This window comes from Ectorhizobium quercum, assembly GCF_026552795.1.
Lineage (GTDB): Bacteria > Pseudomonadota > Alphaproteobacteria > Rhizobiales > Rhizobiaceae > Ectorhizobium > Ectorhizobium quercum.
On record NZ_JANFPI010000004.1, the window covers coordinates 246,359 to 272,597 of the forward strand.

Annotated in this window: 23 protein-coding genes; 17 read left to right on the forward strand and 6 right to left on the reverse strand. The window is 64.9% G+C overall.

Annotated features, from left to right (window positions below; all coding sequences use genetic code 11):
• Window positions 1-25 precede the first annotated feature (25 nt).
• Entirely contained in the window at window positions 26-883 is an 858-nt protein-coding gene (locus tag NOF55_RS13540; protein ID WP_503128510.1) for a WecB/TagA/CpsF family glycosyltransferase, read from the reverse strand.
• 733 nt (window positions 884-1,616) lie between these two features.
• Here NOF55_RS13540 and NOF55_RS13545 point away from each other — a divergent pair.
• From NOF55_RS13545 to NOF55_RS13565, 5 genes are all read left to right on the forward strand, one after another.
• Window positions 1,617-4,022 carry an SGNH/GDSL hydrolase family protein gene (locus NOF55_RS13545; protein WP_306411917.1) on the forward strand — a complete coding sequence of 802 codons (2,406 nt, stop codon included), beginning with the start codon at window positions 1,617-1,619 and terminating at the stop codon, window positions 4,020-4,022.
• 345 nt (window positions 4,023-4,367) lie between these two features.
• Window positions 4,368-5,531, forward strand: coding sequence for a hypothetical protein (locus NOF55_RS13550; RefSeq protein ID WP_306411918.1), 1,164 nt, complete (start codon window positions 4,368-4,370; stop codon window positions 5,529-5,531).
• On the forward strand, window positions 5,515-6,459 hold the full coding sequence (locus NOF55_RS13555; protein WP_306411919.1) for a glycosyltransferase family 2 protein: 945 nt from the start codon (window positions 5,515-5,517) through the stop codon (window positions 6,457-6,459). The genes NOF55_RS13550 and NOF55_RS13555 overlap by 17 nt, the downstream gene beginning before the upstream one ends.
• A gap of 80 nt (window positions 6,460-6,539) precedes the next feature.
• Entirely contained in the window at window positions 6,540-7,466 is a 927-nt protein-coding gene (locus tag NOF55_RS13560; protein WP_306411920.1) for a glycosyltransferase family 2 protein, read from the forward strand.
• A gap of 88 nt (window positions 7,467-7,554) precedes the next feature.
• Window positions 7,555-8,952 carry an O-antigen ligase family protein gene (locus tag NOF55_RS13565; protein WP_306411921.1) on the forward strand — a complete coding sequence of 466 codons (1,398 nt, stop codon included), beginning with the start codon at window positions 7,555-7,557 and terminating at the stop codon, window positions 8,950-8,952.
• A 7-nt stretch (window positions 8,953-8,959) separates the two neighbouring features.
• Here NOF55_RS13565 and NOF55_RS13570 read toward each other — a convergent pair whose 3' ends face one another.
• The 3 genes from NOF55_RS13570 to NOF55_RS13580 all read right to left on the reverse strand — a co-directional run bounded on the left by NOF55_RS13570 (window position 8,960) and on the right by NOF55_RS13580 (window position 10,624).
• Window positions 8,960-9,277 carry a hypothetical protein gene (locus NOF55_RS13570; protein ID WP_306411922.1) on the reverse strand — a complete coding sequence of 106 codons (318 nt, stop codon included), beginning with the start codon at window positions 9,275-9,277 and terminating at the stop codon, window positions 8,960-8,962.
• 143 nt (window positions 9,278-9,420) lie between these two features.
• Entirely contained in the window at window positions 9,421-10,023 is a 603-nt protein-coding gene (locus NOF55_RS13575) for a transglutaminase-like cysteine peptidase (RefSeq protein WP_306411923.1), read from the reverse strand.
• Window positions 10,024-10,111: 88 nt separating this feature from the next.
• A complete protein-coding gene (locus tag NOF55_RS13580; RefSeq protein ID WP_306411924.1) occupies window positions 10,112-10,624 on the reverse strand; it encodes a thermonuclease family protein in 513 nt (170 codons plus the stop codon).
• A gap of 198 nt (window positions 10,625-10,822) precedes the next feature.
• Between NOF55_RS13580 and cydD the strand changes: the two genes are divergently transcribed.
• The 6 genes from cydD to galE all read left to right on the forward strand — a co-directional run bounded on the left by cydD (window position 10,823) and on the right by galE (window position 18,945).
• Window positions 10,823-12,520: a thiol reductant ABC exporter subunit CydD gene (gene cydD / locus NOF55_RS13585; protein WP_306411925.1), complete on the forward strand. Its 1,698-nt coding sequence runs from the start codon at window positions 10,823-10,825 to the stop codon at window positions 12,518-12,520.
• Window positions 12,517-14,196: a thiol reductant ABC exporter subunit CydC gene (cydC, locus tag NOF55_RS13590; protein ID WP_306411926.1), complete on the forward strand. Its 1,680-nt coding sequence runs from the start codon at window positions 12,517-12,519 to the stop codon at window positions 14,194-14,196. The genes cydD and cydC overlap by 4 nt, the downstream gene beginning before the upstream one ends.
• Before the next feature lie 540 nt (window positions 14,197-14,736).
• Window positions 14,737-16,314, forward strand: coding sequence for a cytochrome ubiquinol oxidase subunit I (locus tag NOF55_RS13595; protein WP_306411927.1), 1,578 nt, complete (start codon window positions 14,737-14,739; stop codon window positions 16,312-16,314).
• A gap of 5 nt (window positions 16,315-16,319) precedes the next feature.
• The gene (gene cydB, locus NOF55_RS13600) at window positions 16,320-17,474 is read left to right on the forward strand and encodes a cytochrome d ubiquinol oxidase subunit II (protein WP_306411928.1); all 1,155 of its coding nucleotides are present in this window, start codon (window positions 16,320-16,322) and stop codon (window positions 17,472-17,474) included.
• A 15-nt stretch (window positions 17,475-17,489) separates the two neighbouring features.
• A complete protein-coding gene (cydX, locus tag NOF55_RS13605) occupies window positions 17,490-17,609 on the forward strand; it encodes a cytochrome bd-I oxidase subunit CydX (RefSeq protein WP_306411929.1) in 120 nt (39 codons plus the stop codon).
• Between the two features lie 361 nt (window positions 17,610-17,970).
• Window positions 17,971-18,945, forward strand: a complete 975-nt coding sequence (gene galE / locus NOF55_RS13610; protein WP_306411930.1) for a UDP-glucose 4-epimerase GalE — start codon at window positions 17,971-17,973, stop codon at window positions 18,943-18,945.
• 16 nt (window positions 18,946-18,961) lie between these two features.
• Here the strand turns inward: galE and NOF55_RS13615 are convergent, their stop codons facing one another.
• Window positions 18,962-20,152 carry an AGE family epimerase/isomerase gene (locus NOF55_RS13615; protein ID WP_306411931.1) on the reverse strand — a complete coding sequence of 397 codons (1,191 nt, stop codon included), beginning with the start codon at window positions 20,150-20,152 and terminating at the stop codon, window positions 18,962-18,964.
• A gap of 260 nt (window positions 20,153-20,412) precedes the next feature.
• Here NOF55_RS13615 and NOF55_RS13620 point away from each other — a divergent pair, with 260 nt between their 5' ends.
• The 4 genes from NOF55_RS13620 to NOF55_RS13635 all read left to right on the forward strand — a co-directional run bounded on the left by NOF55_RS13620 (window position 20,413) and on the right by NOF55_RS13635 (window position 24,145).
• Window positions 20,413-20,934: a putative pterin-binding protein gene (locus tag NOF55_RS13620; RefSeq protein ID WP_306411932.1), complete on the forward strand. Its 522-nt coding sequence runs from the start codon at window positions 20,413-20,415 to the stop codon at window positions 20,932-20,934.
• Window positions 20,931-22,316: a sensor histidine kinase gene (locus NOF55_RS13625; protein WP_306411933.1), complete on the forward strand. Its 1,386-nt coding sequence runs from the start codon at window positions 20,931-20,933 to the stop codon at window positions 22,314-22,316. The genes NOF55_RS13620 and NOF55_RS13625 overlap by 4 nt, the downstream gene beginning before the upstream one ends.
• Window positions 22,317-22,318: 2 nt before the next feature.
• Entirely contained in the window at window positions 22,319-22,963 is a 645-nt protein-coding gene (locus tag NOF55_RS13630) for a response regulator transcription factor (RefSeq protein WP_306411934.1), read from the forward strand.
• Between the two features lie 549 nt (window positions 22,964-23,512).
• Window positions 23,513-24,145 carry a helix-turn-helix transcriptional regulator gene (locus NOF55_RS13635; protein ID WP_306411935.1) on the forward strand — a complete coding sequence of 211 codons (633 nt, stop codon included), beginning with the start codon at window positions 23,513-23,515 and terminating at the stop codon, window positions 24,143-24,145.
• Window positions 24,146-24,178: 33 nt separating this feature from the next.
• Here the strand turns inward: NOF55_RS13635 and NOF55_RS13640 are convergent, their stop codons facing one another.
• Window positions 24,179-24,778 carry an alpha/beta hydrolase gene (locus NOF55_RS13640; RefSeq protein ID WP_306411936.1) on the reverse strand — a complete coding sequence of 200 codons (600 nt, stop codon included), beginning with the start codon at window positions 24,776-24,778 and terminating at the stop codon, window positions 24,179-24,181.
• 325 nt (window positions 24,779-25,103) lie between these two features.
• On the opposite strand from NOF55_RS13640, the gene NOF55_RS13645 reads away from it, so the two are divergent.
• Window positions 25,104-25,283 carry a hypothetical protein gene (locus NOF55_RS13645; RefSeq protein ID WP_306411937.1) on the forward strand — a complete coding sequence of 60 codons (180 nt, stop codon included), beginning with the start codon at window positions 25,104-25,106 and terminating at the stop codon, window positions 25,281-25,283.
• 173 nt (window positions 25,284-25,456) lie between these two features.
• A complete protein-coding gene (locus NOF55_RS13650; protein ID WP_306411938.1) occupies window positions 25,457-26,161 on the forward strand; it encodes an SDR family oxidoreductase in 705 nt (234 codons plus the stop codon).
• The last annotated feature ends 78 nt before the right edge of the window (window positions 26,162-26,239 follow it).

The window sequence follows — 26,239 nt, forward strand, 5'->3', positions numbered from 1 at the left end:
CCCGTTCTTCCCCGCAAGCAAACGGTTAGTCGGCAACCGACTGTCCGGATTTCTGTGTCAAGTTGAGGCCTGAACCGTTCGAATCCGGAGCCGGTTGTCGCTTTTCCCCGGATGCGGAATGGAGAATCAGCATGCAGAGCGCGACGGGATTGGTGGTCAGGTAGCGCCAGACGAATTCGCGCGGGCGGGTTGCAAGGCGGTGAAGCCATTCGAGGCCGGAACTCTGCATCCAGCGCGGCGCGCGGGTGTAATGGCCGACGATGAAGTTGAAACAGCCGCCGCAGGTGATGATCCAGCCGGCGTGCAGCTTGTCCTGTGCCCTGACGGCGAACAGCTGTTCCTTGGGCTTGCCGAGTCCGACCCAGACGATGTCGGCCCCGGATGCGTTGATCTTCTCGAAAATCTCGGCTTCCTCCGCTTCCTGGAAGTAGCCGTGGTGATGGCCGGCGATGATCAGGTCCGGGAAATGGTCCTTGAGGCGTGCGGCGGCATCGGCGGCGAGCCCTTCCGTGCCGCCGATCAGGAAGAAGGACTTGCCCTCTGCGGCAGCGTCGGCGGCGATGTCGTAGATCAGGTCCGTGGTGGCGCTGCGTTCCCGCACCGGGGTACTCGTCAGCAGTTTCGAGGCGAAGACGAGCGGTTCGCCGTCGACATGGACGACGTCGGCGCCGTTCAGCGCCTCCCGGTAATCGGAGTCGCTGCGGGAAAGGGCGAGCGCATGTCCGTTCAGGTCGAAGAGAAGCTTGCTCCTTCGGTCCTCCGGCGCGGGTTCGCACAGATGCTGCATGACGAGAGACGTGATTTCTCTTCGAGAGAGACGCGATGCCTGACAGCCTCCAAGAATCACATGTTCATCAATGATTTTTCCACGCGGTGGAAGCATGCCCGCTCCGTTTGCTCTCTGTCCGCACCGTAGTGCAGCGAGAATAGTGAATGTGCCTTCTTAAAAATAGGTCAAAATGGCATATTTCTGAATAGTTATTGTTCTGTCACTACAAGCAATATCAAAAGTCAGTTAAATTCAAGACTGTATGGAGGATGATTGTTAAACTTGTTGGCGATGCGTCAAAAAGTGATTGCATGTGGATCATTTACCATGATCCGGCAGCCCGGAACCTTTGTATAGCGCGCTTTTTGGCGTTTTCTGTGTTGTTGCGCCGCAACAGGTCCGGTCCGGGCCAGGTTCCGCAATCTCCTCTCCTTCATTCCAGCCGGCAAAACGGCCGTTTGGGAGGCGTTTCGAGGTCTCCGGCCCGATGCCGCCGCCCTTCTAATGGTTTGATGGCGCCGACGCAATATCCGCCAGCGCCTGCGATGCGGTTTCGGGGGATGATGCGGCGCGGAAACAACATGCGCACCGGCAGGCGAAAAGCGTCGTCCGTCGGAATGACGGACGAAAGTATATTTTAAAAACAATGAGATTTCGCGTTTCCGGGCCGGCCTGAAGGCCGCCGCCGCCGCTGGTGCGCGCGTTCGGTCCGGCCGCCGTTATCCCCCTCCTCCCGACACCTGACACAATGCTTCCAAGGTTGGATGACATATGGCATGACAGTCCGAGTGTGTCCCGTTTTTGGAGAACTGTCATGCCGATAACTTTGAATCGAAGGAGTTTCATCGTGACAAGTTCGCTCGGTATCGGTTTGGGACTTGCATTTTCCAGGCCGGCCGCCTCGCAGGGGGCGGTCGCTGCGGTGCAAAATGTCGCCGCGCGCGGTCAGGTTCCTAACGGCACGATAGCCGCTTCCGGCTCCAAAACGCGGATGAAGGGGATCGCTCGCTTTACCATCGGTGCCGGCGGCGCCCTGTCGCTTGCCCCCGTCTTCGCGAATTTCCGGATCGATAACAGATTGCCGCGCGAGGTCGATGCGGAAGCCGCCTATTCCATCGTCAAGGCGGCGATATCCTATGAGGGCGTCACGGTGCCGCTTCACTTCGCCGGGTCGCGATCCGTCGACGTTCCGCCTGGCGCGGTCAGCCTGATGCCGGACGCGGTGACGCCGCAGCAGTTCGGTGTCGGCCGCTTCGAGCCCGGCTACGTCGCGTTTGTCCGCGTCGTCATCGATCTGCCGGCGACCGGCAATATCGCCGTCCAGATGAACCCGATGTATCTCGGCGGCGAAAGCCAGCTTCTCTACGATCCGGCAGGTCATGTGGACGATATCGACGGCACGGCATGGGAGGTTCCGGCCGAAGCCGAGCAATGGGTGCCCTTTCCGCATCCCGTGATGCTGATCGGCGAAGCGGCCCGGCCGGTGACGTCGGTGATCGGCATAGGCGACAGTATCTTCGACGGCTCGGTCGACAATGCCGGCGACGGTTCCGGCGGCGGCGGCTGGGCGCGCCGTGCCGTCTATGCGGCCAATCTGCCCTATCTGTCGATCAGCCGCACGGGTGAAAAGGCGCAGTACGTGGCCGCCGATCATGCCAAGACGGAAGAGCTTGTCCGTCTGGCCGGCGCGAATGCGGCTCTCATCGGCCTCGGCAACAACGATATTCGCGACGGGCGCAGTACGGAGGAATTGCTGGGCGATTTCCGGGCGATCTGGGGCATGCTGCGCGATCGGGGTGTCGCCTACATCGCGCAGGCGCAGGTGACGGCCGAAACAGCTTCTACCGACCAGACGACCTCGCTTGCCGGGCAGACGCCCGTTCGAGGCTTTGGCGCCGATGAGGTGCTGGGCGCGGTGAATGCCATGTTGGCAACGCGGGCAGACGGTCTCATCGACGATGTGATCGATGCGCCGGGCGCCGTGCAGTCGGATGGCAAATGGAACGTACCGCTCTATGTGTCGAAGCTGGCGGCGGCCGCACCGGCCTGGAGCGGCGGTGTCAGCGTTCTGCACGCGCCGGAGGTTGGGGATTATCTGTCGCTTGATCCCGAAACGCCGGCCAAGCACGATCTCGTCTGGCCACATGTCACCAGCGTTTCAGGCGCCGGCCCGTTTGCCGTCACGCTGACGGGCGGTCCGAATCTCAGCCACGATGCCGGCGCGCTTGTCAGGTCCTCTCTGTCGGCCGATGGCATTCATCCGCAGCAGGCGGCGCACCGGCAGATCGCGGCCAAGGCCGCGCCGGTGCTGCGCCGCATCGGCGCGGTCAGGACACCGTGGATCGACGCCGCGCGAAGCTTCGAGATCGATTTCGTCAATCGCCGCGCCCAGCGCGGTGGCGTGACCGTGCCGATCGAAAGCATCGTGAGCTGCACGCGGGCGTCGGCTGGCAAGGCCTTCGATGGCCTGTCCTGGAGCGACATCCCGCAGAACGCCCTGCGCTATGCCGATGGCGGCGGGCTGTTCGTGGAGCCGGAGGCGACGAACGTCCTTCTGGATACGGCCTTCGCGGAGGCGGACGGAAGCGGGCTTTCGCCCGTCTGGACGACGATGTTCAGAGGGCTGACTGCCTCCTATGAATTCTTTCGCGAGAACGGTCTGAAGGTCATGCGCCTTCGCCTTTCCGGAACGGCGACCAGCAGCGGATCGATGAGTTTCTACCATGCCAATACATGGGTCCCGGCATCCGCCGGACAGACGTGGACGGCGAAGTTCTGGGCACGTCGCATCGTCGGCGAGGGAAGCGATCTCAATATCCAGTCGTCCGTCGAGGAGTTGAATTCCGCAGGCAACATTTTTAGCGGCACCTATTCCGGCCGGACGGCATCCCGCAACTGGAGCGAATTCGTTGCGACGCGGACCTTTTCCAATGCCGGCACGGTCAATGCGCGGCTGAAGGTGGTCGTCGGCGCGGGCGCGGTCAGCGGCACCCGCTACGATCTGACGACGGACATCGCCTTTCCGCAGCTCGAATCGGGCGCGCACGCGTCTTCGCCCGTCGAATGCGCCGGAGCGGCCACGACCCGCGCGGCGGATGTCGTCGTGATCGCCCTGCCGCCCGGAGTGCATGATGTCACGATCACCTATGCCGACGGCACCACCGGTGCCGCTGCCGGTGTCAGCGGAAACTATACCGTGCCCGCCGATCCGGCCCGGCCCGTGATCGCCGCAATCGCCGGAACCTCTGCCTGAGCGGACATGCGGCACCGCCTGCTGTCCGTTCGACACGGGCGGCAGGCGATCGGCCGGAAAGCCGGTGCCCGTTGCGGTGTTTCCAGAAAGAACGGGATGCCCTGAAACGAAAATTGCGTGCGTGGAAGGAATGCGTTAAATCAGCAGGGAAATTCGCTGCGTTGCGGCATTTAAAAGATTGACGATCCGCCAGACAGTATTCGAAATCTATATTTCGCGACGGGAGTTCGAGATTTGCAGCCAGCTGAAGCCAGACCTGGAAAACGGCTGACAAAGTTCGCCAAACGCTTCGGCATTACCACAATCGGTCCGCTTTCGGTTTCAGGCGCGAACTTCCTCGTTTCCATGCTTCTGTTGCCGAAGCTGACGCCTCACGACTACGGTTTCTTCGCCTTCACGCTGGTTCTCGTCCAGTTCACGTTTTCGATCACCAATGCCACGGCTTCCACGCCGCTTTCGGTATTGCTGAACCAGAACCCGCAGGGTTGGGAAGGCGATTATCACGCGATCCGCAAGGTCAATCTCATTCTCTCGCTGTTCTCCGCGCTGATCGTTCTCGGCTCGGGCTTCTATTTCGAGATCGGCGTAGCGGCCTCGCTGCTCATGGCTGCCTTTGCCTGGCTTTCGGCCGTGCGCTGGTTCAACCGCTCGTTCGAATATGCCCGCCATCTTCCGCGCTATGCTGCCCTGTCGGATGTCGTTTATTCCGTGGTGCTGGTGGCCGGTTCGGCGCTGCTGTTCTTCTGGTCGGACGTGTCGATCCTCTTTACGTCCCTCGTCCTGAACGCGGCGGCACTGGCGGCGCTCGTCTATCTCGTCGCCCTGACGCCGAAAACGAAGCCGGCGGTCTCCGGCGGCCGGCTGCGGGATTATCTGCCCATATGGCGCGATCAGGTGCGCTGGTCGCTGGTCGGCGTGACGACGACGGAAATGACGGTGAACGGCCACGCCTATCTGGTGACGTTCCTGGCCGGCCCCACGGCGTTCGCGCCGCTGGCGATCGCCACGCTCTGCTGGCGTCCGGTCGCCACCATGCTGCCGTCGATCACCCTGATCGAGCGCCCGGTAATGGCTCGCCAGCTCGCGGAAGGAAAGCTGAAGGGCGCGCGGCGTACCGTGCGTGTATTCCAGGTCACGGTCCAGGCGATTCTTCTCATCAACATTCTGGCGCTGGTGGCGGCCTGGTATCTGTTCCCGCAACAGATTGCCGGCCTGCCCTACGATTTGACGACGGCGTTAACCGCCATCGGCCTGTGGTTCATCGTCATTTTCGTCAGGACGATCCGCATTCCGGAGAGCACGTTCATCCAGGCGGCAAAGTCGTTCAAGGAACTGGCGCGGACCAGCATGGTCGCGGCTCCTGTCAGCCTGGGTGTCGCCGCCCTCCTCATCATCTTCTTCAACCCCACGATCTCGATCCTCGGCATCATCGCCGGCGAAATCGCCATGACCACCGGTATCCTGCTGCTCGGCCGGAAAATTGTGAGGCATTATGAAAAAACCGCTTAAGATCGTCCTCGGGGTGCCCACCTACAAGCGTCCGGTCGGCCTGCGCCGCGTCCTCGCCTCCATCGCCAGGCTGGAACTCGATCAGGAGACGGAACTCAGGGTGGTCGTTGCCGAGAATGACCTCGATGGCCGTCAGGGTGTGGCGACCGTCGAGGAAATCAGGGCCGGCGGCTTCCCCTTCCCCATCGAGACGGTCCTGTCCACGGCGCGCGGCATATCGCAGGCGCGCAACGCCCTGATGAACGCCGCCTTTTCCGATCCTGAAACCGACATGTTGGCGATGGTGGACGACGACCAGTGGATGGAGCCCATCTGGCTCGAGCGGCTCGTCGCCATGCAGCGCCAGACAGAGGCGACCGTCGTCGGTGGCTACACGCTTCCGGATTTCGAGGGGCAGGCCCTGACCTGGGAATTGAAACTGCCCGTTTACTGGCGAAAGAAACGCCGCCACGGCAAGGTGCCGATGATCGAGGGAACCTGCGGTGTCCTCTTTACCCGCAAGATTCTCGATTATTGCGCGGATGGCTATTTCGATGAGAAGTTTTCCCTTATCGGCGGCGAGGACAAGGAGTTCTTCACCCGGATCCTGCATCGGGGATGCACCTTCGCCTTTGCGGACGATGCCATTGCCTACGAAGTCTTCGAGGCGGACCGCAGGTCTTTGGCCTGGGCCAAGCGCCGTGCCTACCGCATCGGCGCCAGCGATATGCGGGCCAGCCTTGTGCGTTCCAGAAACCCGCTCGACAAGATAGAGCAGATCGCCAAGATTTTCGCCGGTTTTCTGCGAGGCGGATGGCGCTATGTCACGGGCTATTTCTCGCCCGAACAGCGCATGCGCGCGCAATTGCTGCTGCTGCGTTCGGCCGGCAAGCTTTCGACGCTGTTCGGTTTGCGTTACGAAAGCTACCGCAATACATCGGGGAAATGAACGAGCCCCTCCGGCCGTCCCGCCACCGGCAAAAGGCCAGCGATTGTCAAAAGGCCCGTGACTTTCAAAAGGATTGAGACATGACGATTCCGAAATTCTCGGTGGTGATTCCCTGCTACAACCGCGCGGACCGCATCATGCCGACGCTCGAATCCGTCATGCGGCAGACCTGGCAGGATTTCGAATGTATCGTCGTCGATGACGGTTCGAAGGACGGCGAGGCGCTCAAGGCGGTGGTCGAGGGGCTGAACTCGCCGAAATTCCGCTATGTCCGCCGGGAAAACGGCGGCGGCAGCGCGGCGCGCAATACCGGCATTCTGGAGGCGCGGGGCGAATATGTCGCCCTGCTCGATTCCGACGATCAATTCCTGCCGGAGAAATTGCAGGTTTGCGCCGACACGCTGGCCGGCGTCACCGACGAGCGGGTCATGTGCTATTCCCAGCTCATGGTCGACCGGGGTGTCGGCAAGACCTGGATCAAGCCGCCGGAGGGCCTGAAGCCGGGCGAACGGGTCGACGAATACATCATGTGCGGCGCCGGCTGGGTGCAGACGTCCACGATGGTGCTGAGCGCCGGGCTGGCGAAGACGGTGCTGTTCAACGAGGCGCTGCCCTCGTCGCAGGATACGGATTTCGCCATTCGCTGCGCGACGGCCGGCGCACGCTATATCTTCATTCAGCAGCCGCTGGTGATCATGGAGGATCGCTACGATCCGACCCGTGTGTCCAAGCAGAAGAACTTCCGGCCGCTGCTCAACTGGATCGAGACGATGCGCGGCGTGCATATTTCCGACCGGTCCTACTGGGCCTATCGCGGCTGGCAGTGCGCCCGCATCGCCTCCTTCACCAACAGGCCGCTGGCGGTGTGGATCTATCTCCAGTCCATCGTCCATCGCCCCTATTCGCTGAAAACCTCTCTCCAGATCGCCGCACAGATCCTGATCCCGCAGACGCTCTACCAGCGCATGTCGAGCTGGATCGTCAACGTCTTCGGCAAGCGTGCCTGAAAGGCGACGACGATGGGAGGAGCGGTGGCTGACGGTGCCTGAAACCAAGCGAGGAACGGGTTCTCCCGTGGAAGCGGTTGTGCGGGGCTTGGCGACGTGCGTCTTCTTCGTCGCCCTGCTCGTCGGGATCGTCGATTACGGTGCGGTCGGGATCGAGACGCGCTCCGTCCTCGCCCTGGCCGTCTTTGCGGTCCTGTGCCTGTCGACGCTGGCGTTCGGCCTGCCGGTCCATACGCGCCGCGTGCTGATCGTCGCCGCGCTTCTGATGCTGTCGGTCTTCCTGGTCGTCTTCGTGCAGACGACGCCGCTTCCCGGCTGGGTGCCGCCAAGCCCGTCCTGGGCGGCGGCTGCGCCCTTTTCCGGGCAGACCCGGGCGTTGATTTCCCTTACGCCGGCGGATGACAGGCTGGCGCTCGTCGGCGTTGCCCTGCCCTTCGGCTTTCTCATGGCGGGCCTCGTCCTGTTCGATACGGACGAGCGCGCCATGCGGGCCTTGCAGGGTATGGCGGCTGCCGGCGGCGTCATCGCGCTCTGGTCGCTGCTGCAATTCCTTTTCCTGCCGGATACGCTGGTGTTCGGCGAGAAGCGGTTCTACCACGAAAGCCTCACCTCCTTCTTCGTCAACAGGAATACGGCGGCCACCTTTCTCGGCCTGATCGCGCTCACGCAGTTCGCGTTGTTCTGGCGGGCGGCAGCCGCGCTCGACTGGCGCTGGCTGGTGCAATTGCTGGACAGCGATTCATCGCTTCTGCCGGAACAGAAACGCCTGATCCGGCGGGCTTTTGTCATGGGGGGGCTGCTGGCGGTCAGCTTCATCGCCCTGATGCTGACGCTGTCGCGCGGCGGGATCGGCGCGAGTTTCGCCGGTTTCGCGCTGTTTGCCGTGGTGATGCTGGTGACACGGCTGCGCCGGACGGCCGAGCGTGACGCCCGGCATTCGCGGCGGCGCGTTGCGGCGGCGGTCGTCGCGATTGCCGCTCTCCTGCTGGTTTTTCTGCTCTTTGCCGGGCAGACGATCCTGCGCGCCGAAATGAGGGGCCTGGAGGATAGCCGCTTCTGCGTGATGCCGGGCATTCTGGCGGCGATAGCGGATCATTGGCCGTGGGGCAGCGGGCTTGCGAGTTTCGAAGATGCCTATGCGCCCTACCATGACGCCGATTGCAGCATCAATGCGGTCTTCAAGCGGGCGCACAACGTCTATCTGGAAGGTCTTCTAACGCTTGGCATGTTTTTCCCGCCGCTACTCATCGCCGGGATCGGCAGCCTGGCCTTCATTTTCGTGCGCGGCCTGCGGCGGCGGCGCAGCTACGGCTTCGCCGGGGTGCTGGGGCTTGCCGCGCTGCTCCTCGTCGTCCTGCACTCGGCCGTCGACTTTTCCGTGCAGATACCGGGTTTCGCCATCAGCTTCGCCGCCTTCCTCGCGCCGGTCGTCACCCTTTGCCTGCGGCCTGCCCGCGGCGGCAGGGATGCCCGCTCAGCCGGCTGAAACGGCGTCAGTTGCAGTGGACCCGCCCCTGCCCGTCGACCAGGCAGTTCTTTCTGGTGGCGCCGGGCCTGCTAGAGCCGGACGAGGGGGCCTCGTTCAGGTTGCGGCCGCCCAGATGGCCGGAGGGTGGCTGGCTGTAGCTCCTGTCGAACTCGAAGTTCTGGCCGCCATAGGTGCCGTGCGCGCCGCCGCGCCCGTCGGGCGTGATTTCGAAATTCTGGTAGGGCTGCTGGCTGAAGGCCACGCCCGCCGGGGCGCAAAGCAGGAACGCGGCAGCGAGTGCTCCGCGCAAAAGACCCGCCGATTTCCTGTTTGATCCGGACATGTTCGCGTGACTCCCTCGCGTGAGAACATAGCCTGAATATGGTGCTTTTTCGCGCGATTTACAGGTGGAAGGTCGCGGGCCCGTTTCGGTGCGAAGCCGTGGCGGATTTTCGCACCGGATGGCGTCGGGAAGGACAGGCGCCTTCAGAGCGCCAGCCAGATGCGGGGATCTTCCTGCGACTGGATCTTGATCCAGCGCAGTTGCGTCGCATACCAGGGCTTGACGACATTCGTGCGGTTGTCGAGGACGAGATCGCCTTCCGACGTGCTGACGACGAGAACGGCGTGGCCGACGCCGGAGGCGGTGCGGGCGGTGGCGATGCGCAGCGCGGAAGACGGCCAGCCGGCGCGCAGAAGGCGCTGGCGCTTGGTCAGCGCATAGTCGTCGCAATCGCCCTCGCTGACGCCGGCGCGCCATTCGTCGGTCTTCGAACTGTCGTCCTTGTAGTTGATTTCGCGGTTGACCTGAACGTTCACGGCCTGAAGTTCGAGGCGCTTGTCGCGGCTCAGCTCGACCATCGTCACCGGGCCGGATTTCTCGCACTGGTCGGACTGGTTTTCGCAGAAGCCTGCAAAGCCGAAGGGCGGGAGCGTCGCGCGCCGGGCGACGAGATGCAGGCCCGGCCGCACCGGCGGGGTGCGGGTCAGGCCGCCGATGGACGATGCGTGGGCGACGCCGAAACCCGAAAAGACCGTGGCCGATGCGACAAGGGCGGCGCAAACCGTTCGTACAATCTTCGTTTTCATCTGCCGGCTCCCCATGATCGCGGTTCACATTGACGGGAGAAGAGTATGACGGCGGAATTGAAGTGCGCTTAAACCGATGGATCGGATTTTATCGAATTGCGACGGCCAGCAGGTCGCGCAGGTCGGTGTTGTTGATGACGCACTCCACCGTCTTGCCCTGCGCGTCTTCGGAAACGATCCGGCATTCGAGGTAGCGGCGGCGCACGGTGTTTTCCAGCCGCTTGAAGGCATTCAGCCCGCAGGCATAGCGGCGGCCATCTTCCGTGGTGCAGACGCGGTTGCGTTCGACCGGCTCGACACCGGCCAGCCGGAAAGGTTCGCCCTGATAGGTGAACGCGTTGTTGGCGGTGACGCGCAGCCGGAAATCAGCCCGCAGCTTGAGCGGAAAGGGATCGGGCGGCGTCGGCAGGCGCTCGAAATCCTGCCGGCGGGTTTCGACCCGCACCGGATAGGTCGGCCAGAGCGATTCCGTGCCGGCGGTGAGCTTTGCCACGGGAGCGGCGGAGGGTCCGGTGCCGATCACCGTAGCGACGCGCACGGCGATGATCGCAAGGAAGACGACCAGGGCAACCTGAAAGATCATCGCCGCAAATTCGCGCATCAAGACTCCGGCCCGGCAGGAAGAATCGGTTTGGGTTCGCACAGGAATACATTGCGTGCCTCGTGCCTCGCTTCAAGCGCCATGAGCCGATCTTCGGCTGTCATATGCGCGCGCCGGCCCGAGTCTCCGGGCTCACCGGCGACATTTCGCCGCTTGCGGCCACGGGAACGGCTCCTTATACCCTCCCGAAGCCATATCATGAGACCAACGGAACCCGCCATCTTGCCGAACGTCTCCGCAGATGCCCCATCCCGCAAGCGCAGCAGGGGCCGGAACTCCACCTTGCCCGGGCCGGGCCGGGCCGCGACGGCGCTTGCCGTGGCGGCGCCACTGTTCTGGCTGCCGCAGGCCGGACTGGCGGCGCATGCCGTGGGGCGGCTGGCGGAGGGCGGCGGCGTTGCCGATATCCTGCCGAACGCCATCGGCTTCGTGGTTCTCGGTCTCCTGCGCGCCGGCTTCGATGCCCTGTCGGGGCGCATGGCGTTCCGCACGGCCCGCCGCGAACTGTCGCGCAACCGCGCCGATGCGCTGGATGCGCTGGCGCTGCGTTCGCCGGTCGATATTACCCGTCCCGCGTCCGGCCATGCCGCCAGCGTCGTCGCCGAACAGGCGGAGATGATCACGCCCTGGCTTTCGCGCTATCTGCCGGTCAGGATGAAGGCGGTGATCGTTCCCCTCGTCATCGTCGCGGCGGTCTGTCCCTTTTCGTGGATGGCGGCGCTGGCGCTGCTGTTCACCGCGCCGGTCATTCCGCTGTTCATGGCGCTGGTCGGCATGAAGGCGCAGCAGGCCAGCGAACGCCAGCTCGTGCGCATGGCCGACATCAACGCCTTCCTGATCGACCGCCTGCGCGGGCTTGCCACCATCCGCACGCTTGGCGCTGTGGAGCAGACGGCGAAGCGCCTGCGCGCCGAGGCCGAGGACCTCAAGGCCCGCACCATGACGGTGCTGAAGATCGCCTTCCTGACGTCGGCGACGCTCGAACTGTTCTCGGCGCTCGGCGTGGCGTTGACGGCTGTCTACGTCGGCTTTCACCTGCTGGGCTTCATCGAGATCGGCAGCTGGGGGACGAAACTGACGCTGGCCGAGGGCCTGTTCGTTCTGATGCTGGCGCCGGCCTTCTTCGAGCCGATGCGCGAGCTTTCCGCCGTCTGGCACGACCGCGCCGCCGGCGAGGCGGCGCACAGGGCGCTGGCGACACTGTCCGAACGCGGACTGCCGCTGCCGCCCGCCGCCGGGGAGCAGGCGGCAGGCGAGCCGTTTCTGCTGATCGACGGCCTGCGCTACACGCATCCGGGCCGCGATGCGCCGATCCTCGACGGTTTCTGCCTGCGCGTCGCCGAAGGGGAGCGGCTTGCCATCATGGCCCCGAGCGGTGCCGGAAAATCGACCCTCCTGTCGCTGATCGCGGGACTGGCCGCGCCGCAGGAGGGTCGCATCTCGATCTTCGGCCGCGATCCGGCGGCGGCGCGCGCGGCGGGCGGCATCGCCTGGATCGGCCAGTCGGCGCATGTCTTTTCCGGTTCCATCGCCGCCAACGTTTCGCTGGGGCGTCCGGATGTCGGCCCGCAGGCGGTCGCCGGGGCGCTGGAGGTGGCGCGGCTGACCCAGGTGGCCGGCGCCCACGGCAAGGCGCCGCTGGGCGAAGGCGGAACGGGCCTTTCCGGCGGCGAGATCGTCCGTCTGGCCGTGGCGCGCGCCGCCGCCAGCCGGAATGCGACGCTCATCCTCGCCGACGAGCCGACCGCCCATCTCGATTCGCAGACGGCCGGCCTCGTGACGGACAGCCTGCTCGACCTTGCACGGGGGCGGACGCTGATCGTCGTCACCCATGACGCGAAACTCGCCGCCCGCATGGACCGCATCGTCACGCTTGCGCCGGAGACCGACCGATGAAGGCGCTGTCCATCGTGCTCGCACGGTTTCTCGCCGAAAAGCGGCTGGCGCTGGCGCTCGGCTTCCTGCTTGCGGCGCTGACGGCGCTTGCCGGCATCGTCCTGCTGTCGCTTTCGGGCTGGTTCATCACGGCGACGGCGCTGGCTGGCCTCACCGCCGCGACGGCCTATGCCTTCGACGTCTTCGTGCCGTCGGCGGGCATTCGTTTCCTCGCCCTGTTCCGCACCGCCGCACGCTACGGCGAGCGCGTCGTCAGCCACGATGCCACACTGTCGGTTCTGGCCGGTATGCGCGAAACGCTGTTCCGCGCCTTCGCCACGGCCGGCATGAGCCGGGCGCTGGCTCTGCGTCCGGCCCGGCTGCTTTTCCGGCTGACGCTCGACGTCGACGCGCTGGACGGCCTCTATCTGCGGCTTCTGGTGCCGGCGGGCGTTGCGCTGGCCTCGGCGCTCTTCGCCATGCTGTGTCTCGCCTTCATCGATGGCGGCACGGCGCTGGCCGCCGGCCTGTTCCTGATCGCGGCCGGTTTCGGCCTGGCGACCTGGGCAGCGTTCAGGGCGGAAAAGCCGGCCCGCCTGCGGGCGGCGGCGCTGGAAGCGCTGCGCGGCCGCGTGATCGATCTGGTCTCCGGCGCCACCGATCTCCTGATGACGGGACGGGTTGCCGCCTGCCGGCAGGCCATCGCCGCGGCGGAACGGCGTTTGCACGAGACGGACGACCGCCTCAACCGCATCGAAACCCTCGCCGGCTTCGGTCTGGCGGCGCTGGCGCCCGTTCTCGGCGGCGGGCTGTTGGTCGCGCTTGCCCTTTTGGTGGAGCGCGGCGTGATCGGCGCGCCGGGTGCGGCCTTCGCCCTGCTTCTGGCGCTGGCCGCCGCGGAACCGTTCATCGGGCTGAAGCGGGGCGCCGTCGAGGCAGGGCGCATTCTGGCAGCCGCCCGGCGCATCGCCCCGCGGCTGGCCGAGACCGCCGTGGAGCGCGCTCCTGCCCCGCCCCCGCAAGGCGTCGCGGTGCGGCTGGAGGATGTGAGCGCGCGCCATCCCGGTGCCGCCAGGCCTGCCCTTGCCGGCCTTTCCCTGACGATCGCGCCCGGTGAGGTCGTGGCGCTGACCGGCCCGAGCGGAGCGGGCAAGTCGACGCTGCTGGCGCTGCTGGCCGGCGAGATCGAAGCCGAGCACGGCCGGGTCGAGGCGCTGCCTTCGACGCTTTTGACACAGCGTGCCGAACTCTTCGCGGACACGCTGGCCGGCAATCTGCGCCTTGCCGATCCGGATGCGAGCGAGGCGGCGCTCTGGGCGGCGCTCGACGCCGCCGGGCTGGCGGAGACGGCCCGCGCCCTGCCGCAGGGACTTGAGACATGGCTCGGTGAAGGCGGTTCGGGCCTGTCGGGCGGGGAGCGGCGGCGCCTGTCGCTCGCCCGTCTCCTGCTGCGCCGCCATCCGCTGCTGCTGCTCGACGAGCCGACGGAGGCGCTCGACGCCGAAACAGCCCGCGACATCCTGGCGCGGCTGGCGGCGGCAAGGGCCGGCAGAACCATCCTGATTGCAACCCATACTATGCGTGATGCAGTTTTTGCGGACCGTATCGTTCACCTCGGTTGCGGCAGGATGATCAATGATTTCAGCCGGATGGATGCCGGCTTCGCATCGGTTGCAGCGCGCCTGCGCGATTGTTGAGCGCTTGCCATTTTGTCGCATTGCGGGCACTCTGAGATAACAATAAGCAAGTTTCAGACAGTGTTCCAAAGCAGTCAGCGGCATGAAACGGCTTTTCCACCCCCTTTCGCGACATGCGTGTCCTGCACGCAGGGTCGCCTCGCTCCCGGCGCCTTCCGTGCCCGGGACACGGGATGCGTGGCTGGATGACGCCCTGCCCGCAGCGGTTCATGCGTCGTCCGACGGCCTGTTTTCCGGTCTCTGTCCCATCCGTAGCGATGGCGCGAAGGCGGTTGCACGCCGCGTCCGCCTTGCCGCTCGCCGGCTCTGTCCGATCACCGGTCGCCTCCTTCCGCCGCTGCCGGCGGAGGGCGGTGCCCGGCCGGTTCGCCGGAAAGCTGTCCCGATGCCGGAGCCGGTGGCTTGCGGCGCGTTCCCCGTACTGATTTTCGAGGCCTCGCCCCGCGCCCCGCCTCGCGCCTGACGGCACAGAAGGTTCGACGCCGCGCCCGCCCGCGGCTTCGGACAAGAATTCCGGCATGTCATTCTGGAGATCGAGATATGGAACTCGATATCGTGGCGCTATCGCGCCTGCAATTCGCTCTCACCGCGCTTTATCACTTCCTCTTCGTACCGCTGACTCTCGGCCTGTCGGTCGTGATCGCCATCATGGAAACGGTTTATGTCATGACCGGCCGCACCATCTGGCGGCAGATGACGAAGTTCTGGGGCACGCTCTTCGGCATCAACTTCGTACTGGGCGTCTCGACCGGCCTCGTCATGGAGTTCCAGTTCGGCATGAACTGGAGCTATTACAGCCATTATGTCGGCGACATCTTCGGCGCGCCGCTCGCCATCGAGGGGCTCATGGCCTTCTTCCTGGAGGCGACCTTCGTCGGCCTGTTTTTCTTCGGCTGGGAGCGCATGTCGAAGGTCGGCCATCTGGTCGCCACCTGGTGCGTGGCGATCGGCTCGAATTTCTCGGCGCTGTGGATCCTGATCGCCAACGGCTGGATGCAGAACCCGGTCGGCTCCACCTTCAATCCGCAGACCATGCGCATGGAAGTGAACGACTTCTTCGCCGTTCTGTTCAATCCGGTGGCGCAGGCCAAGTTCGTGCACACCGTTTCCGCCGGCTACGTGACGGCGGCGATCTTCGTCCTCGGCGTTTCCGCCTGGTATCTTTTGAAGAACCGCCATACGGAGCTTGCCAAGCGGTCGATGACGGTCGCCGCGTCCTTCGGCGTGGCCGCGTCGCTGTCGGTCGTCGTCCTCGGCGACGAAAGCGGCTATCTGTCCAACGAGCACCAGAAGATGAAGCTCGCCGCCATCGAGGCCATGTGGGAGACGGAGCCGGCCCCGGCCGCCTTCACCGCCTTCGGCTTTCCCGACCAGGAAACGCGCGAGACGCATTATGCCGTTCATATCCCGTGGGTCATGGGGCTGATCGGCACCCGCTCGCTGACCGAGGAAATTCCCGGCATCGAGGAACTGGTGGCCAGTGCGGAAAACCGCATCCGCAGGGGCATCCTCGCCTATGATGCGCTCCAGACGATCCGCGCCGCCGGCACGACCGGTGCCGTCGATCCCGCCGTCAGGACGCAGTTCGAGGACAACGGCGCCGATCTCGGCTATGCCCTTCTCCTGAAGCGCTATATCGACGATCCGCGCCAGGCGAGCGACGAGCAGATCGCCACAGCCGCCACGGACACGATCCCGCACGTTCCGACGCTGTTCTGGTCGTTCCGCATCATGGTCGGCCTCGGCATCTACTTCATCGTGCTGACGATCACCTTCTTCGTCATCTGTAGCCGGCATGCCCACGCGAAGCGGCCGTGGTTGCTGAAGGTCGCGGTCTATTCCATTCCTCTGCCGTGGATCGCGGCGGAAATGGGCTGGATCGTCGCCGAAATGGGCCGCCAGCCGTGGATCATCGAGGGCGTTCTTCCCACGGCGGTCGCCGTTTCGAACCTCGGCGCGGCCACGCTGCTGACCACCATCGTCGGCTTCTGCCTCATCTACACGGTCCTGTTCGTCATCGAGATGGGCCTGATGCTGAAGGCGATCCGCAAGGGCCCCGAGCCGGACGAACAGCCGGAGCCCGAACTCATCTCCAAGACCATCGTACCGGCGGAGTAAGAGCCATGATTCTGCACACGCTTCTCGATTATGAAATCCTCCGCATCATCTGGTGGCTGCTGCTCGGCGTGCTGCTGATCGCCTTCGCCGTGATGGACGGCTTCGATCTGGGCGTTGCGACGCTGCTGCCCTTCGTCGGCAGGGAGGATGTGGAACGCCGCGTCGTCATCAACACCATCGGCCCGGTGTGGGAAGGCAACCAGGTGTGGCTCATCCTCGGCGGCGGCGCCATCTTCGCCGCCTGGCCGCCGCTCTACGCCGTGTCGTTCTCCGGTTTCTATCTGGCGATGTTCGCGATCCTCTTCGCGCTCATCCTGCGGCCGGTCGGCTTCAAGTACCGCTCCAAGCGCGAAAGCGCCCTGTGGCGGACGAGCTGGGACTGGGCGCTGTTCATCGGCGGCCTCGTGCCGGCGCTGGTCATGGGTGTCGCCGTCGGCAACGTGCTTCAGGGCGTGCCCTTCCACCTCGGCGACGACCTGCGCATCTTCTACGACGGCACCACGCTGTTCGAGCTCCTGAACCCCTACGGCCTGCTCGCCGGGCTCCTGTCCGTCGCCATGCTGGTGATGCACGGGGCCGGCTGGCTGACGCTCAAGACCTCCGGGACCGTCAACGCCCGCGCCCGCCGGTTCGGCATGGCCGCGGCGGTCGCCACCGTCGCGCTGTTCGCCATCGGCGGCCTTTGGCTCACCGTCATCGACGGCTACCGCATCACCTCGGTCGTCGATCCGAACGGCCCCTCGAACCCGCTCTACAAGACGGTCGAGGTCGCCTCGGGCGTCTGGTTCGAAAACTACGCCGCCCATCCGTGGATGCTGGTCGCGCCGGTGCTCGGCTTCCTCGGCGCGCTCGGCTCGCTTGCCGCCTTCGCGGCGAAGAAGGACGGGGTTCCGTGGCTGTTCAGCTCGGTGTCGATCATCGGCATCATCTCGACGGTCGGCCTGTCGATCTTCCCGTTCATCCTGCCGTCGAACGTCGATCCGCGGTCGAGCCTGACGGTCTGGGACGCTTCGTCCAGCCACATGACGCTGTTCATCATGCTGGTCTGCGCGGTCGTGTTCGTGCCGATCATCATTGCCTATACCAGCTACGTCTACAAGGTGCTGTGGGGCAAGGTCGAAGAGAAGGACGTCACCGATCCTTCGACCCACGCCTATTGAGGAAAGGAAACGCTCATGTGGTATTTTGCCTGGCTTCTGGGCCTGCCGCTCGCCGCCGCCTTCGCCGTGCTCAACGCGATGTGGTACGAACTGATCGACGACAAGAAGAAGGCGGAATCGCAGAAGTCGCGATAAGGTTTTCCGTACCGCCTGAAGCAGGGAAACCTCCGGTTTTCCGGCGGTTCGGTGTATTGACAGCCTCCGTTCCTGCGTTCCTGGTCGTCCTCGGGCTCGAGCCCCCGGGATCCACGCCGCAAGCGGCGCGGTGGATGGTCGGGTCAAGCCCGACCATGACGAAAGAGAGTAACGGCTACTTCACCGATAGACTGAAGCCGCCGGAAAACCGGCGGCTATTCTTTGTCCGGCGGTGGCTGAATTAAGTGCGTCGAAGAATTTTCGCCGGAAAATACGGGGACATTCTTGGTAATGCACGGTTCAGATGCTAGAGAAACCTCACGCGGGGTTTCCTTCCCGCAATGAGGGCGGAAAGCGACGCATGGGAAACGTTCTGGTTGTCGGCGGCGCCGGCTATATCGGCAGTCACGTCTGCAAGGCGCTGCATGCGGCGGGTTATACGCCGGTCGTGTACGACAATCTGGTCTATGGCCATGAGGACGCCGTCAAATGGGGGCCGTTCGAACACGGCGACCTTCTCGACGCGGCAAGGCTCGACGAGGTTCTGGCGCGCTATCGGCCGTCCTGCGTCATGCATTTCGCGGCCTATGCCTATGTCGGCGAGTCGGTGAACGATCCGGCCAAGTATTACAGCAACAATATTTCCGGCTCCTTCGCGCTTCTCGACGCGATGCGCCGCAACGGCGTCGACACGATCGTCTTTTCCTCCACCTGCGCCACCTATGGCGAGGTCGAGACGTTGCCCGTCAGCGAGGACATGCCGCAGGCACCGGTGAACCCCTACGGCTTTTCGAAGCTGGTGGTGGAGCATGCGCTGCGCGACTACGGCCGCGCCTACGGGCTGAAATGGGTGGCGATGCGCTATTTCAACGCCGCCGGCCTCGACCCCGAGGGCGAACTCGGCGAACGGCACGATCCGGAAACCCACGCCATTCCGCTGGCGATCCTCGCCGCGATGCGGCAGACGGAATTCAGCGTCTTCGGCACGGATTACGACACGCCGGACGGCACCGCCATCCGCGACTACGTCCACGTCTGTGATCTGGCCGATGCGCATGTGCGCGCCATCGGCTATCTGCGGGACGGCGGCCGCAGCGACGCCTTCAACCTCGCCACCGGGCGCGGCACCTCGGTGAAGGAACTTCTCGCCGCCGTCGAAAGGGCGGTCGGCGCGCCCGTGCCGGTGACGTTCGCGCCGCGGCGCGAAGGCGATGCGCCCATGCTGTTCGCCACCGGCGACAAGGCGCGGGACAAACTCGGCTGGACGCCGCAATACACCGATATCGACGCGATCGTGAGGACGGCGGCGGACTGGTTCCGCCGGCATCACAACTGACGGCGCCCCGGCGATGTCAGGCGTCGAGGCCGGACATCACCTCGTCCGTCTCGTAGATGGCGCAGAGAATATGGTAGAAGGTGCTGGCCGGCGCCGGCTCGTCGATCATGTCGCCTTCCGCCGGCCACTTGTCGTACCAGAGCCCCCTGACCGGAGTTGCCAGGAAGGGATCGAGCGCATCGAGCGCCCGGTTCGCCGACACCAGATAGCGCTGCCGTTCTTCCCCGCCGCTCAGGCTCGCCAGCCTCACGGCGGCCTTCAGCCATTCTGTCTGCGGCCAGAGGCGGGCAAGGCCGTCGGCCCAGGTGAAATCGTCGTTGAGCTGCATGATCGCCACCTTGCGGCGCGGGCATATGCCGTATTCCTCGCCGATCGCAAACAGCCGCCGGGCCTTGGCGAGCGCCTCGCCGTTGCCGCGCAGGGTTCCCCAGCGGGCCAGCAGCCAGCTCCATTCGAACTGGTGGCCCGGCTCCATGATGCGGCCCCTGTCTCCCGCAAGCGGTTTCCAGTCCCGGTCGAAGAATTCGCGCAGGCCACCGCTTTCGGCGTCGATGAAGCGGGTGAGCGCCAGCGTGCCGATCTCGTCGGCCAGATCGGCCCATAGCGGTTCGCCCGCCGTCAGCGCCTCCCAGGCAAGGGCGGCTTCGAACAGGTGCATGTGCGGGTTGGAGCACAGCGGCTCGCGGGGCGGGCGGGCCTCCTCGAAGCCGAAACGGGGATGGGCGTAATCGCGCCGCAGGATCGCCAGGATCTCTCCGGCCCGCGCCCGCGCCGCGTCCGCCCGTTCCGGTAGGGCCGCGGCGAGCGCGGCATTGGCGAAGATCGCGAAGGCTTGATTATAGAGGTCGAAGGAAGGATCGATCAGCCGGCCGGTCCTGTCGGCCAGGTTGCCGTAGAGGCCGTTTTCCAGCCGGTACACCCTGTCGAACCAGCGCATGCCGTGCAGCACGGCCTCCTGCCACGGGCCGGACCATCCCGCCTTGCCGGCCGCCGCGAAGCAATAGGCCTGCCGGGGCTGGACGCGGGAGCGGCGGTTGTCGTCCGTCATCGCCTTGCCGTTCTGGCCGATTCGCTCGTAGAAGCCGTCATCCGGCCGGCCGGCGCCCTCGCGCCACCAGAGCGGAAGCGCGTCCCGTTCCAGCCAGACGCGCAGCCTTGCGGTCCGGTCGATCAGGCGCTCGCGCGGCGAAATACTGTTCTGGGTCATGATCGTTATCGTTCCGATGATTGCGAATCCGGTCGGGATCGCACCAGAATAGCGGTCCGCGGGCGGTGTTTCCATCGTGACGCCGTGAATTTCTGTCATCCGCTCGGCTACTCCCCACGGTTCCGGCCTGCGAAAGGCGGTTCCGGTTGCATTCCGGCCGGGCTGCACGCGCCATCCCCGGGCAAGGTCGCCGTGCAACGTTTCCATCGGCGGTGAAAGCCCTTAAACTACAGTGCAGGTTCGAAGAGAGGGCATTGAAAATGGCCGGTTTCATCAAAGGCGTTTCGCGTCGGCAGTTTGGCCGCTCGGCTCTGGTTCTGCTCGCGGCAGCCGCGCTGGCGCCGCAGCGCCGCGCGATGGCGCAGGACACCGTGCGGCTGACGGTGGTGCGCACGGACGGAACCGAGACCCGCCTCGGCGATGCCGATCTCGACCGCTTGCCCGTGAAGACGATCGACACCGAGACGGCGTGGATGGACGGCGTTCACCACTTCGAAGGGGTTCTGCTGCGCGACGTCTTCACGATGGTCGGCATCGACGTCGAGGCGCCCGACGCCCAGTTCGAGGCACTGGCCCATAACGATTACAGCGTCGAGATCCCGGTCGCCGATGCCGTGAAGTGGGATGTGATCCTGGCGCGGCGCATGGACGGCGAGGCGCTGACGCTGAGGGACAAGGGGCCGCTGTGGATCGTCTATCCACGCGACGATTACCGGGAACTGCGCGACGCGCGCTACGATCACCGCTGGGTCTGGCAACTGCGTCAGTTGAAGCTGCTATGACGTCTTCGCCTCTCTACCGGCTCACGGGCTTTGTCATCATCGGCTTCATCGTGCTGTTCGGCTATTCGTTCCAGCAATTGATGCAGTTCCAGTATGCCGTTCGCATGGAGATCGGGGAGAACATGCTGTGGTCGCTCACGCAGGCCGAGCGCGAGGCGCGCAAGCTGGGCGATGCGGTGCTGGAGCTGGCCTATGAAGGCGGAAGCGTCGATGTGCTGTCCGAGCGGCTGGATATCCTGCACAGCCGCATAACGCTGCTCAACGAAGGGCCGCAGCGCACTTATTTCACCCGGATCGGCCTGTGGCCGGCGCTCGAGCGCAATACCCGCGCCCTGGAAGAGGTCAACGTGCTGGTGGAACAGGCGGTGGAGACGGGACGAATCGAGCCGCACGGCGTGCGCACCATCCTGATGCCGATGATGGACGATTTCGGCCGGCTGGCCAACCGCGCCATGCTGGTGGAGCGGGAGGAGGCCGGCGAGCGGCGCGACCAGCAGAGTTCGGCGCTCAACCTCGTCATCATGGCCGTGGCCGGGCTGATGCTGACCGGCTCGTTCCTGATCTGGCGGCTGATCGTCAACACCCGTACCGCGATCAGCAGCGGCGCGGCGCTGGCCGAGCACAAGGTGCGTCTCGAAGCGATGGTGGAGGAGCGGACGGCGGCGCTTTCCTCTGCGCTGGAGAAGGAGAAGAACATCAGCGAGATCTATCGCAGCTTCATCACCACCGTGTCGCACCAGTTCCGCACGCCGCTGTCGATCATCGACATGGTGGCCCAGAGCTTCATCCGCCGGCCCGGCGCCTTCCCGCCGGAAGCGGTGGCGGAAAAGGCGCAGCGCATCCGCAACGCCTGCCTGCGGCTGATGCGGATGCTGGAAAGCACGACCAATGCGGCGCGCCTCGACGGCGGCGCCGTTCCCGTCGACCTGACCGACAACGATCTCGGCCACATCGTCGAGAGCGCCTGCGCCTATCAGCGGGAGCTTCAGCCCGAACGGCACATCCTCCTGTCCTTCGAGGACGGCGACTTTCCCTGCCGGGCGGATGCGGCCCTCATCGAGCAGGTACTGCTCAACCTCCTGTCGAACGCGACCAAATATTCCCCGGAGGACACCGAGGTCCGCGTCCGGGTCTTCGCCAATGCCGGTCACGTTTTCTGCTCGGTCGCCGACAGGGGCATCGGCATTCCGGAAGAGGACCGCGAGAAGATCTTCACGCGCTTCTTCCGCGCCGGCAACGCCGCCAATATACCCGGCACGGGGTTGGGGCTGAACCTGTCCCGCGCCATCGCCGTGCTGCATGGCGGAATGCTGGAATTCAGGCCGGTCGAGGGCGGCGGCACGGAGTTCATCCTCACCCTGCCGCGCCGTGGGGAACGCTGAACATGTCGCTGCAACCCGTCATTCTCTGCATCGAGGACGAAGGCGACCTGCGCGCCGAACTGGCCGACGAGTTGAGCGCGGCGGGGTATACCGTGCTGACGGCGGCGGACGGCGTGGCGGCGCTGCATATCCTCGCCCGGCAGACGCCGCATCTCATTCTCTGCGACGTGATGATGCCCGGCCTGAGCGGCCTCGACCTCATCGCGCGGATCCGCAACCTGCGCCCCGCGCTCGCCTCGGTTCCCGTTCTCATGCTGACGGCGCTTGCCGACCGGCAGGACGAACTGGCCGGCCGGCTGGCCGGCGCCGACGACTATCTGACCAAGCCCATCGACCTCGACCTGTTGCAGACGGCGATCCGCAACAAGATCGCGCTGGTGGAGCGAATCCGCGCCGGCGCCGCCCTGCCGCCCGACATGGAGGCGCTGGTGCACCTGACCCCGCGCGAAACCGAGGTGCTGCGCGCGCTGGGAATGGGCGGGCGCATCCGCGACATCGCCGCCAAGCTCGGCATTTCCGAATACACGGTCAGCGATTACGTGAAGGCGATCTATGCCAAGCTCGGCATATCCTCCCGGGCCGAGGCCACGCGCGAGGCGTTGCGCCGTCATCTCATCACCCTCGGCGACGAAGACGAGACCGGTTGACCGGGAAAGGAAGGCCGTTTCGCGCACAGCCTTCCGGCTTGTCCCGTTCGCTCCTGTTCCCTCCGACCGGATGGCATGGCTAAGCCTCGGCAGCCGCGCGGATTTTCCGCATCCGCAATGGCCGACGCGGCAGGCGATTTCGCCGGCGTGAAGCGCGCAGAAAACGCCGGAAAGGGCTGCGGTGTGCCCGGAATGCCGCTCCATGCCGGCGATCTCCCGCGCCGGCGCGTCCTTCCGTTCCGGCATGCCGTTTTCTGCGCCCGCGCCGTTCTGCCGCCATCGTTCCGATACAGACATGCCGCCGCGAACAGCGGGCGTGCCATGTTGAGGCCGTGTTCCTGCGGGATCGAAAATACGTTGGAATGTGTCAGAACCCGGAACGCCAGCTTAACCCGCGCTTAACTCCGGGGCTGAATTCTTGAACGAAATCAGTTTTAAAGGTATTGCCGCGTGCCGTTCGGATCCGCTTTTGCCCTGGGCCTCCCACTGGAGGAGGCCGTAGATCTCGCCTCCCTGCCCAGATGCAGGCATTTCAACAGCCATCCTTTCGTGGACAGGCTGCGCCGTGCCGTGCCGTTCGACTACATCGTGGTGAGCGGGCTCGACTTCGACAATTACCGTCACGGTTCCGGCGCGTCCATCGATGCGGACCTGCCCCCGGCCTTCCTCGATGCCTATTATGCCGACGGGCTTTTGAAGTTCGATCCCTTCGTCAACGAATCGCTGTCGGCCCGCGGGCCGCTGACGGAGGCGGAGGTCTACGGCAAGCATCCGATGCCGGAGAGACTGCGCTATCTGAAGGACACGTTCGGCATCCACAACCGCACCCTGTTTCCGCTTCTGCGCGGCGACGTGCTTTACGGTGCGGTCACTTTTTCCCGCGCAACGCCGTTCGACGAGGATGAGATAGCGTTCTTTTCGTCCGTCGCCACGGCGACCTATGCGGTCATCGCCGGCCCTATTCTCGAAAAGTTCCAGGCGCAGACGCTCAGGCTTTCCGAAGGCGAGGTCATTTGCCTGAGACTGTCGAGCCAGGGGCGCACCAGCGAAGCCGTGGCCGCCGAAAGCGGCTATGCGGTCGATACGGTCAACACCTATATCAAGTCGGCCATCAAGAAGCTCGGGGCCGCCAACCGCGTGCATGGGGTGGCCGAAGCCATCCGCCGCGGCCTGATCGAGTGATGGCCGGACAGCGGCGATCGTCCGGCGGCGCGGTCAGGATGCCTCCGCGCCGAAGCCGCTGTCGGCGACGTGTACGGACCGGCGTTTGCGGATGCCTGTCGTCTGGCGCGCCAGCCTGTCGAAGATCCGGTAGCCTTCCTCCCAGCGTCCGAAGCCGCTGGCGACGTTGATGTGCCCGACCTCGCCCAGATCGACGAGAGCGCTGTCCCATGCGTTGGCATGGCGTTGCAGGTCGCGGACGTCCATATAGGGGTCGTTGCGGCTGCCGACCACGATGCTGCGGAAGGGCAGCGGATCGAGAGGCCTGGTGCCGAAACTGACGATGCACGGGTGAAGCGCTTCCACCCGGTCGAGATCGGCCGGCGCGACGAGCAATGCGCCCTTCACCTTGCGGGCGGAGGCTCGCCCGGCGAGGCTCGCCGTCAGGATGCAGCCGAGGCTGTGGGCGACGATATAGGCGCCGTCGGTCGCTTCCAGCGCGGCCTCGAGGCGGTCGCGCCAGTCCTCCAGCACGGGGCATGCCCAGTTTTCCTGATCGACCAGCCGCGATTCGGGCCGCTCGCGCAGCCAGTGCCCCTGCCAGTGGGCATCACACGAACCGTTGAGGCCGGGAACGATCAGGGTGGTACACATGCCTGCTCCTTGCGACGAACCTTTCATGCCCGGATCATGCACCAGAAACGCCGCGCGGTCGAAATCTGGATTTCCCCGCTTCGTCGCGCGGGAAAAATCGGCTGCCACAGTCGCTTTTTCCTTTGGTATTTTATTCCATCGAGGCCGCTGCTTCGGCCGGAATCCGAAATCAGGTTTCTGCCGCAGCGCAAGGATTCGCCGTAAAACGTGACCATTTCGGCTCCAGACTGCGGTAAAATTGGAATGAATTTGCGCGTGGGCCTATTGACGGAAAGGCCGATCGCCGCAACACTCGATCCATTGAACAACGACAGGAGCATCGACCATGACCAGCCTGCTTTCGTTCAACAGCATTGCGTCTTTCTTTCGGGAACTGATCGAGGCGCAATTGAGACCGCTGCCCGGCACCGAGACCAGCGCCCGGTACAGCGACGAGGATGACGACGATCGCGTCGACGAACGCGAACTCGAATATTTCTACTGGGGCCTGTTCCCGGTTTACTGAACCATCCGGCCGCCGCTATGGCCCGCCGCAACCCCGGCCGTCGCGGCGGCGGACAGGGTGTGAAGACGCTGCCGTTTCTCCCCCCGGGCGAAGCGCGTGCTGAAAACCGTCTCGCCTTCGTCCCGATCCTGTTATAGAACGGCTCCTCCATCAAAGAAGCAGAGGAGCGGAACATGGCGGACGGGAAAGTAGCGATTGTCACGGCTGGCGGCAGCGGCATGGGAGCTGCGGCTGCGCGGCGTCTTGCCGAGGACGGTTTCCGGATCGCGATCCTCTCCTCGTCGGGCAAGGGAGAGGCGCTTGCGACCCAGCTGGGCGGCATCGGCATCACGGGGTCCAACCAGTCCGTGGACGATCTCCGGCGCCTCGTCGATGAAACGCTGTCGGCCTATGGCCGCATCGATGTCCTCGTCAATTCCGCCGGCCACGGCCCGCGCGCGCCGATCCTCGATATCACCGACGAGGACTGGATGAAGGGCCTCGAAACCTATTTCCTCAATGTCGTGCGTCCCACGCGGCTGGTGACGCCGGTCATGCAGCAGCAGAAATCGGGTGCGATCGTCAATATTTCCACGGCCTGGGTGTTCGAGCCCTCGTCGATGTTCCCGACCTCGGCGGTGTTCCGCGCTGGCCTCGCCAGCTTCACGAAGCTTTTCGCCGATACCTATGCCCCGGAAAACATCCGCATGAACAACGTCCTGCCGGGCTGGATCGACAGCCTGCCCGCTTCGGAGGAGCGGCGCCAGGCGGTTCCGATGGGGCGCTACGGCAAGGCCGAGGAAGTCGCCGCGACCGTTTCCTTCCTCGCCTCGGAAGGCGCCTCCTATATCACCGGCCAGAATATCCGCGTCGACGGCGGGTTGATGCGCTCGGTCTGACCCGCCGCCCTGTTGCCAAAACGCGCATTTTGAGCGAGAACATATCGGCAACATCCCGTTCGGGCGGCTGCGTCGTGC

Coding starts and splice junctions, on each gene's coding strand:
- NOF55_RS13595 (WP_306411927.1), top strand. CDS start 14,737: ATGGAACTCGATATCGTGGCGCTATCGCGCCTGCAATTCGCTCTCACC.
- NOF55_RS13640 (WP_306411936.1), bottom strand. CDS start 24,778: ATGTGTACCACCCTGATCGTTCCCGGCCTCAACGGTTCGTGTGATGCC.
- galE (WP_306411930.1), top strand. CDS start 17,971: ATGGGAAACGTTCTGGTTGTCGGCGGCGCCGGCTATATCGGCAGTCAC.
- NOF55_RS13550 (WP_306411918.1), top strand. CDS start 4,368: ATGCTTCTGTTGCCGAAGCTGACGCCTCACGACTACGGTTTCTTCGCC.
- NOF55_RS13615 (WP_306411931.1), bottom strand. CDS start 20,152: ATGACCCAGAACAGTATTTCGCCGCGCGAGCGCCTGATCGACCGGACC.
- NOF55_RS13555 (WP_306411919.1), top strand. CDS start 5,515: ATGAAAAAACCGCTTAAGATCGTCCTCGGGGTGCCCACCTACAAGCGT.
- cydD (WP_306411925.1), top strand. CDS start 10,823: ATGAGACCAACGGAACCCGCCATCTTGCCGAACGTCTCCGCAGATGCC.
- NOF55_RS13575 (WP_306411923.1), bottom strand. CDS start 10,023: ATGAAAACGAAGATTGTACGAACGGTTTGCGCCGCCCTTGTCGCATCG.
- NOF55_RS13620 (WP_306411932.1), top strand. CDS start 20,413: ATGGCCGGTTTCATCAAAGGCGTTTCGCGTCGGCAGTTTGGCCGCTCG.
- NOF55_RS13645 (WP_306411937.1), top strand. CDS start 25,104: ATGACCAGCCTGCTTTCGTTCAACAGCATTGCGTCTTTCTTTCGGGAA.
- cydC (WP_306411926.1), top strand. CDS start 12,517: ATGAAGGCGCTGTCCATCGTGCTCGCACGGTTTCTCGCCGAAAAGCGG.
- NOF55_RS13540 (WP_503128510.1), bottom strand. CDS start 883: ATGCTTCCACCGCGTGGAAAAATCATTGATGAACATGTGATTCTTGGA.
- NOF55_RS13650 (WP_306411938.1), top strand. CDS start 25,457: ATGGCGGACGGGAAAGTAGCGATTGTCACGGCTGGCGGCAGCGGCATG.
- NOF55_RS13560 (WP_306411920.1), top strand. CDS start 6,540: ATGACGATTCCGAAATTCTCGGTGGTGATTCCCTGCTACAACCGCGCG.
- NOF55_RS13580 (WP_306411924.1), bottom strand. CDS start 10,624: ATGCGCGAATTTGCGGCGATGATCTTTCAGGTTGCCCTGGTCGTCTTC.
- cydB (WP_306411928.1), top strand. CDS start 16,320: ATGATTCTGCACACGCTTCTCGATTATGAAATCCTCCGCATCATCTGG.
- NOF55_RS13625 (WP_306411933.1), top strand. CDS start 20,931: ATGACGTCTTCGCCTCTCTACCGGCTCACGGGCTTTGTCATCATCGGC.
- cydX (WP_306411929.1), top strand. CDS start 17,490: ATGTGGTATTTTGCCTGGCTTCTGGGCCTGCCGCTCGCCGCCGCCTTC.
- NOF55_RS13630 (WP_306411934.1), top strand. CDS start 22,319: ATGTCGCTGCAACCCGTCATTCTCTGCATCGAGGACGAAGGCGACCTG.
- NOF55_RS13570 (WP_306411922.1), bottom strand. CDS start 9,277: ATGTCCGGATCAAACAGGAAATCGGCGGGTCTTTTGCGCGGAGCACTC.